The organism is Micromonospora sp. CPCC 205546 (assembly GCF_036902715.1).
GTDB lineage: Bacteria > Actinomycetota > Actinomycetes > Mycobacteriales > Micromonosporaceae > Micromonospora.
In genome coordinates, this window is the sequence record NZ_JBAKHL010000078.1 from 17,205 (window position 1) to 29,820 (window position 12,616).

Genomic DNA, 12,616 nt, shown 5'->3' on the forward strand with positions numbered 1-12,616 from the left:
TGCCCGAGGGCCGCCCGCGGCAGTGGGTAGGCTGACCGGCATGAACGCTGTTGCCCGCTTCGGACCCGGTCACCGCATCCTCGTCACGGGCGGCGCCGGCTTCGTACCGTCACACCTGGTGGACTCGCTGATCGCCCGCGGCTGCACCGTGGTCGCGCTCGACAACTTCGTCACCGGGTCGGAGGAGAACGTCGCCCACCTGCGCGACGAGCCGCGCTTCACCCTGGTCGAGGCCGACATCTCCGACGGCCTGCCGACGCACCCGGCGATGGCCGAGCGCTTCGACGCCATCCTGCACATGGCCTCGCCGGCGAGCCCGACGGACTTCGAGAAGCTGCCGGTGGAGATCCTCCGCGTCGGCTCGGTGGGCACCCTGCACCTGCTGGAACGCGCGGTCGCGGACGGCGCCCGCTTCCTGATGGCCTCCACCTCCGAGGCGTACGGGGACCCGAAGGAGCACCCGCAGCGGGAGTCGTACTGGGGCAACGTCAACCCGATCGGCATCCGCAGCGTCTACGACGAGGCGAAGCGCTTCTCCGAGGCGGCCACCATGGCCTACCACCGCAGCCAGGGGCTGGACGCGGCCATCGTCCGGATCTTCAACACGTACGGCCCGCGGATGCGCCCGGACGACGGCCGGGCCATCCCGACCTTCATCTCCCAGGCGCTGCGCGGCGAGCCGATCACCGTGCACGGCACCGGAAACCAGACCCGCTCCATCTGCTACGTCTCGGACCTGGTGCGCGGCATCCTGCTGCTGCTCGACTCGCGCGAGACGGGGCCGATCAACTGCGGCACCGAGCACGAGATGAGCATGCGGCAGCTGGCCGAGACGATCGTGTCGCTCACCGGGAGCAGCTCCGAGGTGACGTACATCACGCGCAGCGCCGACGACCCGGAGATGCGCCGCCCGGACCTGACCCTCGCCCGCGAGCTGCTCGGATACGAGCCGACCGTGGCTCCCGAGGAGGGCCTGCGCCGCACCATCGAGTACTTCCGCGAGCGGACGGCCTAGCGACCGCCCGCCGCCGGCGCACACGTCGGCGGCGCTTCAGGGCGGTGGTGGCCGCGCGTACGTACCCTGAGTTACATGTCAGCGACCACGCCCGCCGGAGTACCCCTCCCCCATCTGCACCGCGGCGCCGGGCGCGCCTCGGTGCCCGGCTCCGGCCGGGACGCCGGACGCGCCCGGCCCGACGGGGCCCGCTGGTCCCCGTCCCCGGACGCGCCACGGGCCGCCGGTCCGGGTGGGCCCGGCGCGCCGACCGGCCCGGGCGGCCCGGGTCGGCGCGGCGCACGCCCCCGGTGGGGTCGGATCGCCCTGGTGGCGGGCGTGGCCGTGCTGGTGCTCGCGCTGCTCGGCGGGATCGGCGCCTGGTTCTACGCCCGTGGCCTCGACGACGACCTGGCCCGCACCGACCCGTTCTCCGAGATCACGGGGGGCCGCCCGGCCAAGGCGGTCGACGGCGCGCTGAACATCCTGCTGGTGGGCAGCGACTCCCGGGACCCGGACGCCCCGGTGGACAAGTCCAGCAAGTGGCGGGCCGACACGATCATCGTGATGCACATCCCGTCCGACCACCAGAAGGCCTACCTGGTCTCCATCCCCCGCGACCTCTACGTGCCGATCCCGGAGAGCGCGAACGCGGACTGCGGCTCCGGGCAGCGGGGGAAGATCAACGGGGCCTTCGCCTTCGGCGGGCTGCCGCTGGCCGTCCGGACGGTGGAGTGCTTCACCGACGTGCGGCTCGACCACGTGATGGCGATCGACTTCGCCGGTTTCAAGGAGGTCACCGACGCTCTCGGCGGCGTCGAGCTGAAGGTCGAGCGGACGGTCACCTCGATCCACAAGCCGTACCGGACGTTCACCAAGGGCACCAACCACATGGACGGCGCCGAGGCGCTGGACTGGATCCGGCAGCGCAAGCAGTTCCCGGACGGCGACTTCGCCCGGATGCGCCACCAGCAGGAGTTCCTCCGCGCCCTGATGGACAAGGCGGCGAGCACGGGCACGCTGACCAATCCGAAGAAGCTGAACGACTTCCTCAAGTCGGTCACCGCCGCGGTCACCGTCGACCAGGGCTTCTCGCTGGTCGACATGGGGGTCCAGTTCCGCAACCTGCGCGGCGAGAACCTGACCTTCGTGACCAGCCCGCACGTCGGTAGCCAGACCATCAACGGCGAGTCGGTGGTGGTGTCCGACAAGGAGAAGGCGCTGGCCATGTACAAGGCGATGTCGGCCGACACCATGACGGCCTGGGTCGATGCCAACCAGAAGAAGAACGGCACCGGAAACTGACCAGCCCCGCCGGCCGGCCCTCCCCGTGATCGACCGACGTCATCACGATTCGGAGGGCCGGCCGGGCGCTTCCTGTGAGCCAACCGCCGACCAGCCGTATCGATCTGTCCGTTCGGTCAGTTCTCCTGGGTGACGGCCGTACGAACGGCATTTGACGGTCGGACGACCTCGCCAGGACGGGAAAGCGTCCGTAAAGTGATCCCGCCCCCTGACAACGCGAGCTGGAGCACGCATGCCGGTTCAGACCAGCCGTCGCCCTCCGGCGCTGGAGTCCCCCCGTGGCCCGGTCCGGGCCTCCACGAGCATCCCGAAGCAGCCCGTCAAGGGCGGCAAGCCCCGCGGCGGTTCCGCGAAGAAGCGGTCGCGCCGCAAGGACCCGCTCTGGGCCCGACTCACCCTGATCTTCGGCGCCGTGCTGATGGTCGCCAGCGGTGCGGCCATCGTCGGCAGCAAGGCGCTGATCAGCAGCGCCACCGGCAACATCGCCCAGCGCAACCTGCTCGGAGACGCGGGCAAGACCGACGCCGAGGGTGGCGCCAACCTGGACGGCCCGATCGACATGCTGCTGCTCGGCGTGGACGCCCGGGAGCGGTGGGCCGCCGACGACGTGCGGGCGGACAGCATCATCGTGCTGCACATCCCGGCGACGCACGACCAGGCGTACCTGATCTCGATCCCCCGCGACACCGAGGCACAGATCCCGGCGTTCAAGAAGAGCGGCTACTCGGGCGGCACCGACAAGATCAACGCCGCGTTCCAGGCCGGCGCCCGCAACGGCGGCGGCTGGGAGGGCGGCGCCCAGCTGATGGCGCAGACGATCAAGAAGATGACCGGGATCAGCTTCGACGGCGCGGCGATCATCAACTTCGGCGGCTTCAAGAACGTCATCGAGGCCCTCGGCACGGTCCGCATCTGCGTCAAGCAGGAGGTCGAGTCGATCCACATGTCGTACGTGGACGGCAAGCCGATGTGGAACGCCGACGCGAAGAAGACCGGCAAGCAGCGGACGCCCGTGGTGCACAAGAAGGGCTGCCGCGAGATGGAGGGCTGGGCGGCGCTGGACTACTCCCGGCAGCGTAAGAGCCTCAAGAACGGCGACTACGACCGGCAGCAGAACCAGCAGCAGCTGATCAAGGCGATGGCGAAGAAGGCCACCCAGGACGGGACGCTGACCAACCCGATCAAGCTGAACAAGCTGATGGATGCGGCCGGCAAGGCGTTCATCCTGGACACCGGCGGCGTACCGGTCCCCGACTTCGTCTTCACCATGCGCGGGGTGACCGGCAACGACCTGGTGATGTTGAAGACCAACGGCGGCACCTTCCACAGCGACGGCACTCGGGAGACGCTCAGCGAGCAGACGCTGAACATGTTCCGCGCGGCGAAGCAGGACAAGCTGGCCGAGTTCGTCTTCGCCAACCCCGAGGTGGTCTCCAACCGCGAGTAGCGGCCGCCGCCCGGCAGACCCCCGTGCCGCACCGGCGGGCAAAGTCGGCGAAGCGGCCCGGACCGCCCTGGTCGACTCGTAGCCTGACGTGAGAAGCATTCACGTACGGGTCGCGGGGAGGCGTCACGTCCAGATCGGTGGGCGACGGCCGGGGCCGGGGGGTCGCTCCCCGGGCCGCCCGGCCGCGCCGCGTCCGCTGGCCGCGGCTGCTGCTCGGCCTCGGCCTGGCGCTGGTGCTGCTGGCCGGGCTCGCCGTGGCGGGCCTGCGTACCCTGACCGACCGCTACGAGCGCAGCGTCGTGCGGGAGCAACTGCTCGACCCCACCGCCCGCCGGGAGCGCACCGACCCCGACGGGCCCCTGAACTATTTGCTGGTGGGGACCGACCGGTGGCAGAGCGGCAGCACGGCGGACCGACGGTCGGACACCATCCTCATCGTGCACGTCCCCGCCGGCGGGCGTGAGGCGTACCTGGTCTCCGTGCCCCGGGACCTGCTCGTCGCCATCCCCGCCGGCAACGGCTACGGCGGCGGCCAGGACAAGATCAATGCGGCGTACGAGCACGGCGGCGGCGGCCAGCCGGGCACCCGCCTGCTCTCGGCCACCCTGGCCCGGCTGACCGGCATCCGCTTCGACGGCGCGGCCCTGATCGACTTCTCCGGCTTCCGCAAGGTCATCGACCTGCTCGGCGGCGTACGCATGTGCGTCGACACGGAGGTCCGCTCGATCCACACGGACCGCGTCTTCGCGCCCGGCTGCCAGCAGATGGACGGCGGCCAGGCACTGGACTACGTCCGGCAGCGCTACGACCTGCCGGGTGGCGACTACGACCGGCAGACCCACCAGCAGCAACTGCTCCGGGCCGTGCTGGAGCGCACGAGCGAGACGTCGCTGCGCACCAACCCGGTCAAGCTGGACCAGGTGATCCGCGCCGTCGGCGGCTCGTTGACCGTGGACACCAACGGCGTACCGCTGGAGGACCTGGTCCTCGCGCTGCGCGACCTGCCGGCCGACGCGCTGCGCGGTGTGCAGGTCCCCTCCCACCCACAGACGATCGACCAGGTGTCGTACGTGGTGCTCGACAACGGCGGTGACGGCCTCTTCGAGGCGGTACGCGGTACCCGTGTGCCGGACTGGGCGCGGACCAACCCGCGCTGGGTCACCCGGCTGTGACGCCGGGGGCCGGCCCGCCGACGACCGCCCGCGCGAGGATCTAGGCTTGGCCCGTGTTCGGATCCCAGGTTCCCACCGTGACCGTGACCGAGATCGCCGACGACGCGTACCTGCTCGACGTCCGCGAGGACGACGAGTGGAACGCCGGCCACGCCCCCGGCGCGCACCACCTGCCGATGATGGAGCTGCCGGCCCGGATCGCCGAGGTGCCGACCGACCGCGACGTCGCCGTCATCTGCCGCTCCGGCGGACGATCCGCCCAGGTCGTCACCTATCTCATGCGCAACGGCTGGGACCAGGTGCGCAACGTCGAGGGCGGGATGGGCGAGTGGGCCGCCGCCGGTCGACCGGTGGTCGGCGAGGGCGGGCAGCCGGGCCGGGTCCTCTAGGACGACCAGGATGGGCGCCCCTCTCGTCTTCGCGCACCGCGGCTCCTCCCACGACCTGCCCGAGCACACCCTCGCGGCCTACCTGCGCGCCCTCGACGAGGGCGCGGACGGGTTGGAGTGCGACGTCCGGCTGACCCGCGACGGGCACCTGGTCTGCGTGCACGACCGCCGGCTCGACCGCACCAGCAACGGCCACGGGCTGGTCAGCGCCCGCACCCTCGCGGAGCTGGAGGCGCTGGACTTCGGCTCCTGGCACCCCGGCTGCTCACCCGCCGACGGCGACGAGGTGCTGGACGAGTCGCACACCCGGCTGCTCACCCTCGAGCGGCTGCTGGACGCGGTGCTCGCGGCGGGCCGGCCGGTGCGGCTGCTGGTGGAGACCAAGCATCCCTCCCGCTACGGCGGCAACGTCGAGCGCCGGCTCGTCGCGCTGCTGCGCCGCTACGGCCTGACCGAACCGAAACCGGACGATCCGGTACGGGTCACCGTCATGTCGTTCTCCCCGCTGGCCGTGCGCCGGGTCCGGGAGCTGGCCCCCGCGCTGCCCACGGTGCTGCTGCTGGAGGTGCTGCCGCGCTGGCTGCCGCTGGGACGGCTGCCGTTCGGCACCCGGATCGCCGGCCCCGGTGTCGCCCTGGTGCGGGCCCGCCCGCAGCTGGTGCCCGCGCTGCGGGCGGCGGGCAACCAGGTCTTCGTGTGGACCGTCAACGAGCCGGCCGATCTGGACCTCGTCCTGGCCGCCGGGGTGGACGGCATCATCACCGACCGGCCGGCGCACGCGCTGGCCCGGCTCGACCGCTGACTGCGGTGGCGCCCAGCGGAGACCGGGTCGGACAGGGGTGTCCCGGTACGCGCCTGCGGGGCACACTCGGAGCATGTCGGAGCGCACCGATCTCTCCGCTGCCGTCGCCGGCCACACCACGGTGATCGGAATGATCAACTCTGGTGGCACCGGCCTCCCGGTGCTCACCCACCTGCTGAGCGTGGCCCGGTCGGCGCTCGGCGCGGCGGGCACGGCCTTCGTCGAGTTCGCGCCGACCGGCGGCCGGGTGATCGCCGCGACCGGCGCCACCGAGTGGGTCGTCGGCCGCCACGTGCCGGCCGACGACCCCGCCACCGTCTGCCTGCTCAGCGGCGCCCGTGTGCGCCAGGTCCGCACCGACGAACTCGCCGGCGGGCTCTGCGGGGAGCTGGCGGAGCGGGGCCTGCGCCGCATGGTGGTCTCCCGCGCGGAGCTCGGCGGGCTGACCGTCGGCAGCCTGCACGTGCTCTATCCGGACGGCGAAGACCCGCTGGACGTCGAGCAGCACGCCGTCGCGAGCTACGTGGCCTCCTGCATCGCCCACCTGTACGGCGACCAGAGCGGGCTGCCCGTGCACGGCGACGGGCCCGTGGTGGCGGCGCTGGCGGACGGCCTGGCCGTGGTCGACCGGGACGGTCACGTCCGGCTCTGGAACCCGGCCGCGGCCCGGACCACCGGCCGTTCCACGGCCCAGGCGCTCAACCGGCCGCTGCCCTTCCCGCTGCCGCCGTCCGGCCGGGTGCTCGACCACCGGCTGCCCGACGGCCGCTGGCTCAAGATCACCTCTGGTGAGCTGCCCGGCCCCGGCGCCCTGCGGGTGGTCACCTTCCGGGACATCACCGACCAGCAGCGCCGCGACCACGACCGGGACCTCTTCGTCGCGGTGACCAGCCACGAGCTGCGTACGCCGGTGACCGTGATCAAGGGCTACGCGGACACCCTCACCGACCACTGGGAGTCGCTGACCGAGACCGACCGGCGGCACGCCGCCCGGGTGATCGGGCAACGCGCCAACGAGCTGGCCCGCCTGGTGGACCGGCTGCTCTCCTCCGCCGCCGAGGCGGGACCGGGCGACGAGCCCCCCGCCCCGTACGACCTCGGTGACGCGCTGCGCACGGCGGCGCTCGACCTGCCGGCGGAGCTGCGGCAGCGGCTCGTGCTGCGCCTCCCCGCCGACCTGCCCAAGGCGCTCGGGCACCGGCCGAGCCTGGCCACCACGCTCACGGAGCTGTGCACGAACGCCGGCAAGTACTCCCCGCCCGACTCGCCCATCGAGATCACCGCCGCGGCGGACGCGTCGACGGTCTCCTTCGAGGTCGGCGACCGGGGCGTCGGCATCCTCCCGGAGCACGCGGAACGGGCCTTCGACCGGTTCTGGCAGGGCGAGTCGGGCGACCGCCGTCGCTACCCCGGGGCAGGACTCGGCCTCTATCTCGTCCGTCGGATCGTTGAACAGCAGAATGGATGGGTATCCCTACGGCCGAGGGCCGGTGGCGGTACGGTCGCAGAGGTGCGGCTGCCCCGCGCGTGACCGGCGACGGGCAACGGAGGCGTGAAGGGACGAAGGTGTCGACGGGAGCTGCCGATCGGGCATGGTGCGTGGTGGTCCCCCACCACGCCGCGGGGGCACGGCTGGCGCGGCGGCGCCTCGCCGAGGAGCTGACCGACGCCGTACCCCCACCGCTCCTGGCCGACCTCGTCGCGGTCCTGGCCGAGCTGGTGGGCAACGCGGTCCGGCACGCCGACCCCCTGCCCGGCGGTGTGGTCCGGGTGGCCTGGCGGCTGCGCACCTCGGCCGGCGGCCAGCAGGTGCAGCTCCGGGTGACCGACGGCGGCGCCGCCGCGGGCCCCACGATGCGGGTCGCCGACAACGACGCCGTCGACGGTCGGGGGCTGCACATCATCTCGGGGCTGGCCGACCGCTGGGGGGTCGAGCGCGACGGCCTGGGCCAGAGCGTGTGGGCCGAGTTCGACCCGGTGGAGATCACCCGGTCGGACCTGGCCGTGGCCGGCTGACCGACCGTGAGGGCGGGTCCTGCCCCGCCGGGCGGCCGGGACCTCTAGGCTGTGTCGCCGTGAGCAAGCGTCGAAAGAGCCAGCGGGCCGCCGAAGCCACCCCCAAGCGGGAGAAGGTGCGGGACATCTTCGTGCCCCGACCGTTCGAGGGGCTGACCGACGAACCGGAGTGGATCGCCCTCCGGGAACTGGTGCCGGCCGCCTCGGCGCAGCTGCGGCTGGCCCCCGCGCTGGTCGAGGAGTTCGGCGACCGGGAGGTCGTCCTGGCCACCGTGCTGCCGATGGCCGCCCCGGCCATGACCAAGCCGGACGGGCGGGTCCTCATCGGGCTCCAGCGTCACCTCCAGTCGGGCGACGTCTCCCGGGACCTGGCCGAGGCGCTGCTCTGCGCGCTGCGGGCCGAGCCGGGCCGCCCGGTCTCCGTGCCGCCGCTGCCCGGTCCCGGCCCCCGGTTGACCGACGTCCTGGTCGACGGCCCGCTGGAGATCAGCATGCACGACGGGTTCGAGTTCTGGCTCGACCCGGGGGCCGGCGACGACCCGAACGTGCAGGCGTCCCTGGAGCGGGCGAACGCGGCGATCTATCCGACGGTCCGCCTCGCCGCCGCCCGCGCCGCCTACTGGTGCCGGGTGCCGGAGAAGGCGCACGTGCGCTGGGTGCTGCCGGAGGACGAGGACGCCGCGCTGGACGCGCTGGCCCGGTTGAGCGTGGCCGGCACGCTGGTCCTCGGCGAGAACACCCGCTTCGCGGGCATGTTCCGGGCCCACGGCCGGCTGGTGCCGGTCTGGGACCTGCCGGAGGACGTCCCGGCCGCCGACTGGGAGCAGCCGGTCGCGGACTTCGCCAAGCGCTACGCCGAGGCCCTCGCCGAGCCCGCCCCGCTGGACGCCGCCGGCCGGCGGGCGCGCCACGGCCTGCTCGGCCGCCAGCTCACCCTGCGCTGAGCCGGGGGCGCCCCCGCCGCCCCCGGCGAGGCCGCCCGTCACGCTCCGTCATCGTGCGCGAGGGCCCCTTCCACGACCGGACCGGTCAGGAAGGGGCCCTTCCCTGCCGGCCCAGCGGCTCACGGACCAGCGGGCAGGACATGCAGCGCGGCCCGCCCCGGCCCGAGCCCAGCTCCGAGCCCGCGATCGGGATCACCTCGATGCCGGCCCGCTCCAGCTGGGCGTTGGTCTCCGTGTTGCGCTCGTAGCCCACGCAGAGCCGGGGCGCGAGGGCCAGGGTGTTGTTGCCGTCGTCCCACTGCTCGCGTTCCGCGGTGACCGGGTCCAGCCCGGTGTCGATGACCCGCAGCTGCGGCAGGTCCATGGCGTCGGCGGCGGCCCGCAGGAACGGCGCCGGGCCGTCCACCCTCGGGTCCTCGCCGTCCGCCCCGGCGATGACGGTGTACGCCGACAGGGTGTGGGCGATGTTCGGATACATCAGCACGGCGTCGACGTCCACCATCGTGCAGACGGTGTCCAGGTGCATGGTCGCCCGCTCCTGCGCGATCGGGACGACGAGGATGGTGTGGGCGAGGCCGGCGGCGAAGACCTGCCGGGCAAGGCGTTCCGCGCCGGCCGGGGTGGTCCGCTCGCCGACGCCGACGGCCAGCACCCCCGGCGCGAGCAGCAGCACGTCGCCGCCCTCCAGGTGCTCCAGGCCCGGCTGGTAGACCAGTTCGGTGCCGGCGAAGCGCGGGTGGTGCCGGTAGATCGCGTCGGTCAGCGTGGTCTCCCGCCGCCGGGCCGGCATCGCCAGGCTGGTCACCCCGACCCGGTCGCCGACCCAGAACGAGGAGTCCCGGGTGAACAGCAGGTTGGGCAGCGGGTCGATGACGAAGTCGTGCCGGTCCATCAGGGAGTAGACGAGGCCGCCCGGCCGTTCGCGGCTGACCCGCAGCTCCTCGTGGGCCAGCCCGGCGATGAGCACGTCGGCCAGCGCGACGGGGTCCAGGTACGCGAGGTGGTCGGTGACCCGGGCACGCAGCGAGTCGCCGAGCCGGGGCGAGCGGAGCACCTCCTCGGTCAGCTCGGCCCGCGCGTCGGCGACGGCGAGCGTCTCGGCGAGGAGGGTGGCGAGGTAGAGCACCTCCACCCCGCGCTCGCGCAGGGCCGCGGCGAAGGCGTCGTGCTCCTCCTGGGCGCGGCCCACCCAGGGGATGGCGTCGAAGAGGAGCGAGTCGTTGTTGCGGGGGGTGAGCCGGGCGAGCTCAGGACCGGGGCGGTGCAGCAGCACCGTTCCGAGCCGACCGACTTCGCTGTCCACGTAGTGGGTCACCCTCGCAGCGTAGGGCAGGGTTTGGCGGCATCCGATAAAACAGGGGTGGATGAATATGGCATTCATCCGCACTCACTCCGGCGTTCCAACTTGCCGACACGGGGGACTGGCAACGTAGGGTAGTGAGGACATAACTTCGAGGGACCTTTTGCCGGAGGTCGCGATGACTGTCTTTCCCGCACGTCGAGCCGTACCGTCCGCCCGGGCACTGCCGCCCGTGGCGGTCCCACACCCCCGCGTGGAACCGCCGGGGGTGCTCGCACCCGTCCGTCCGTCCCCGTTGGAGTGGGCCCGCCGCCGTCGGGCGGAGCGGGACGCGCGGCGGCTGGAGGCGGCCGGGGCACGGGCGCTCGGCCGGCTCGACCATCTCGGGCCCGCGTGGCACGTCATCGAGTGGCCCCGCACGGACGCGTCCGACCTTCTGCTCGACCACGAGCGCGACGAACGCGCCGGTTTCCTCGCCATCGGGCCGAGCGGGCTCTTCGCGGTCACCATCGCCGACCACGGCCGCGCCCGGGTGCTGGTGGCCGGCGACGTGGTCCAGATCAACGGCAAGCGACCGCCCTACGTGGCCGAGGCCCGCCGCGACGCCAAGCGCGCCAGCAAGGCCCTCTCCGACGCGGTGGGGCTGTCGATCCCGGTGACGCCGGTGCTGACCTTCGTCGGCTCCGGCGTCATCAGCGTCTACGGCCTGCCGAAGGACTGCCTCATGGCCACCCACCGCGAGCTGGACCGCCTGCTCATCGCCGGGGGGAGCCGGATCAGCCCGGCCACGGCCGAGAAGCTCTCCCGGGTCGCGCAGCACCCGGAGACCTGGCTGAACGGCGCCTACCGTCCGGCCGCCGACTACCGGTGGTACGAGGGCGGCCGAACGGCCGCTGACAAGCCGGCCAACCGACGGTAACGTCACGGGCGACGCCACGCACCCGGGCGCCGGTCGGCACCCGTCGGCCGCGCCGTCGCCGGCCGCCTGGTCAGGGCATTCCCTCACCCACCGGTGGCCCGGCGGACCCGCGCGGTCGGCGTCACCCGCGACGACCGGCTAGCGTGGACGGACCGTCGGTGTACATAGGAGGCGCGGTGGCCCACGTCGAACTCTCACTCTCTGACGTGTTCGTGCCGGCGGCGGGGACATCGACAGGGCAGGAGCTCGACAACCTCGGTCGGTGGTCGTCGACGGTCTCCCACGCCGACGAGCCGTGCCTGCTGATCGACGCCGGGACGAGGGTCGTCGCCGTCTCCGCCGCCGGTTGCGAGCTGCTCTGCCTCGGCGACCCGGAGGACGTGACCGGGCTGCCGCTGCTCGACGGCGGGCTGCGGCTGCTCGACTTCACCGCGAACCGCTGCGAGCTGACCGAGCCCGAGATCGACAAGATCCCGCCGCTGCTCGCCCTCTCCTCCGGGCGCCTGGCGCGGGGGTTGCTGCGGGTCCAGAGCACGTCGGCCGACGCGCCGGACGCGACCGTCGACGCCATCTCCACCCCGGTGTTCACCAGCGGGACGGTCACGGGTTCACTCACGTTCTTCTCTCCGGTCTGACCAGCGACGGATGTGGTGTTCGCCGCACGCGGCGAATCTGGGGCGGGCCCGCACCGAGGCCGTAAGGTGCCCTCATGCTCGATATCGCTCTGCTGCCGGGGCAGTACGCCGTGTGCCGCCTGGCCGCCGGCTCCGCCCTGCCACCCGAGTTGTCGGGCGGGCTGAGTGACGGCGACGTGGTCACGGTGAGCTGGACGGCCGACGGGATCTCGCTGATCTGTCCCGCCGACCGGGCACCCGAGCAGGCCGTCGGCGAGACCGCCTGGCGCTGCCTGCGGGTCGCCGAGCCGCTCGACCTGGCGGTCAGCGGCACCCTCGCCGCGCTGGTGGACCCGCTCGCCGCCGCCCGGGTCAGCGTGGTCGCCTTCTCCACCTACGACACCGACTACCTGCTGGTTCCCGCCGTGCGGCTGCGCGAGGCGACCGCCGCGCTGGAGCGTGCCGGTCATCGCGTCCTCGACTGATCTTCACCCGGACGCCAGTTCCTCCTAGGATGGGCTCGGCCTCCCGGCCGCAGTGACGCTCCCCGATGTCCCGAGGATCGGCCGTGCCGCCCACCCCCTCGCGCCACGACACCCCCGCCCGACCGCCCGATCCCTGCGCCGGGCCCCGAGCGGGCCGGCCGCGCGCCCGCACCGACCGGCCGTCGGGGCCGCCCCGGCCGGTCGTCGGCGCCCCGTGCCCGGCCCCGGC

General features: G+C 73.2%; 13 protein-coding genes. 12 read left to right on the top strand and 1 reads right to left on the bottom strand.

Annotated elements, in window-relative coordinates:
• Positions 1–40: 40 nt before the first annotated feature.
• The 9 genes from V6U77_RS25810 to V6U77_RS25850 all read left to right on the top strand — a co-directional run bounded on the left by V6U77_RS25810 (position 41) and on the right by V6U77_RS25850 (position 9,069).
• Positions 41–1,015 carry a UDP-glucuronic acid decarboxylase family protein gene (locus V6U77_RS25810; protein ID WP_334609291.1) on the top strand — a complete coding sequence of 325 codons (975 nt, stop codon included), beginning with the start codon at positions 41–43 and terminating at the stop codon, positions 1,013–1,015.
• A gap of 75 nt (positions 1,016–1,090) precedes the next feature.
• Entirely contained in the window at positions 1,091–2,299 is a 1,209-nt protein-coding gene (locus V6U77_RS25815) for an LCP family protein (protein ID WP_334609292.1), read from the top strand.
• A gap of 232 nt (positions 2,300–2,531) precedes the next feature.
• Positions 2,532–3,746 carry an LCP family protein gene (locus V6U77_RS25820; protein ID WP_334609293.1) on the top strand — a complete coding sequence of 405 codons (1,215 nt, stop codon included), beginning with the start codon at positions 2,532–2,534 and terminating at the stop codon, positions 3,744–3,746.
• A 137-nt stretch (positions 3,747–3,883) separates the two neighbouring features.
• Positions 3,884–4,918, top strand: coding sequence for an LCP family protein (locus tag V6U77_RS25825; RefSeq protein WP_442934512.1), 1,035 nt, complete (start codon positions 3,884–3,886; stop codon positions 4,916–4,918).
• Between the two features lie 53 nt (positions 4,919–4,971).
• Positions 4,972–5,307, top strand: a complete 336-nt coding sequence (locus tag V6U77_RS25830; protein ID WP_334609294.1) for a rhodanese-like domain-containing protein — start codon at positions 4,972–4,974, stop codon at positions 5,305–5,307.
• 10 nt (positions 5,308–5,317) lie between these two features.
• Positions 5,318–6,109: a glycerophosphodiester phosphodiesterase gene (locus tag V6U77_RS25835; RefSeq protein WP_334609295.1), complete on the top strand. Its 792-nt coding sequence runs from the start codon at positions 5,318–5,320 to the stop codon at positions 6,107–6,109.
• A 73-nt stretch (positions 6,110–6,182) separates the two neighbouring features.
• Entirely contained in the window at positions 6,183–7,640 is a 1,458-nt protein-coding gene (locus V6U77_RS25840; protein WP_334609296.1) for a PAS domain-containing sensor histidine kinase, read from the top strand.
• A gap of 68 nt (positions 7,641–7,708) precedes the next feature.
• Positions 7,709–8,125 carry an ATP-binding protein gene (locus V6U77_RS25845; RefSeq protein ID WP_334609297.1) on the top strand — a complete coding sequence of 139 codons (417 nt, stop codon included), beginning with the start codon at positions 7,709–7,711 and terminating at the stop codon, positions 8,123–8,125.
• Positions 8,126–8,184: 59 nt separating this feature from the next.
• Complete coding sequence (locus V6U77_RS25850; RefSeq protein WP_334609298.1) at positions 8,185–9,069, top strand: DUF5926 family protein; 885 nt, start codon at positions 8,185–8,187, stop codon at positions 9,067–9,069.
• Between the two features lie 85 nt (positions 9,070–9,154).
• On the opposite strand, the gene V6U77_RS25855 is transcribed toward V6U77_RS25850, so the two are convergent.
• Complete coding sequence (locus V6U77_RS25855) at positions 9,155–10,384, bottom strand: arginine deiminase (RefSeq protein WP_334609299.1); 1,230 nt, start codon at positions 10,382–10,384, stop codon at positions 9,155–9,157.
• A 163-nt stretch (positions 10,385–10,547) separates the two neighbouring features.
• On the opposite strand from V6U77_RS25855, the gene V6U77_RS25860 reads away from it, so the two are divergent.
• The 3 genes from V6U77_RS25860 (at position 10,548) to V6U77_RS25870 (ending at position 12,387) form a co-directional block, all read left to right on the top strand.
• Positions 10,548–11,288, top strand: coding sequence for a hypothetical protein (locus V6U77_RS25860; RefSeq protein WP_334609300.1), 741 nt, complete (start codon positions 10,548–10,550; stop codon positions 11,286–11,288).
• A 176-nt stretch (positions 11,289–11,464) separates the two neighbouring features.
• The gene (locus tag V6U77_RS25865) at positions 11,465–11,923 is read left to right on the top strand and encodes a hypothetical protein (protein WP_334609301.1); all 459 of its coding nucleotides are present in this window, start codon (positions 11,465–11,467) and stop codon (positions 11,921–11,923) included.
• 74 nt (positions 11,924–11,997) lie between these two features.
• Entirely contained in the window at positions 11,998–12,387 is a 390-nt protein-coding gene (locus V6U77_RS25870) for an ACT domain-containing protein (RefSeq protein ID WP_334609302.1), read from the top strand.
• Positions 12,388–12,616: the final 229 nt, after the last annotated feature.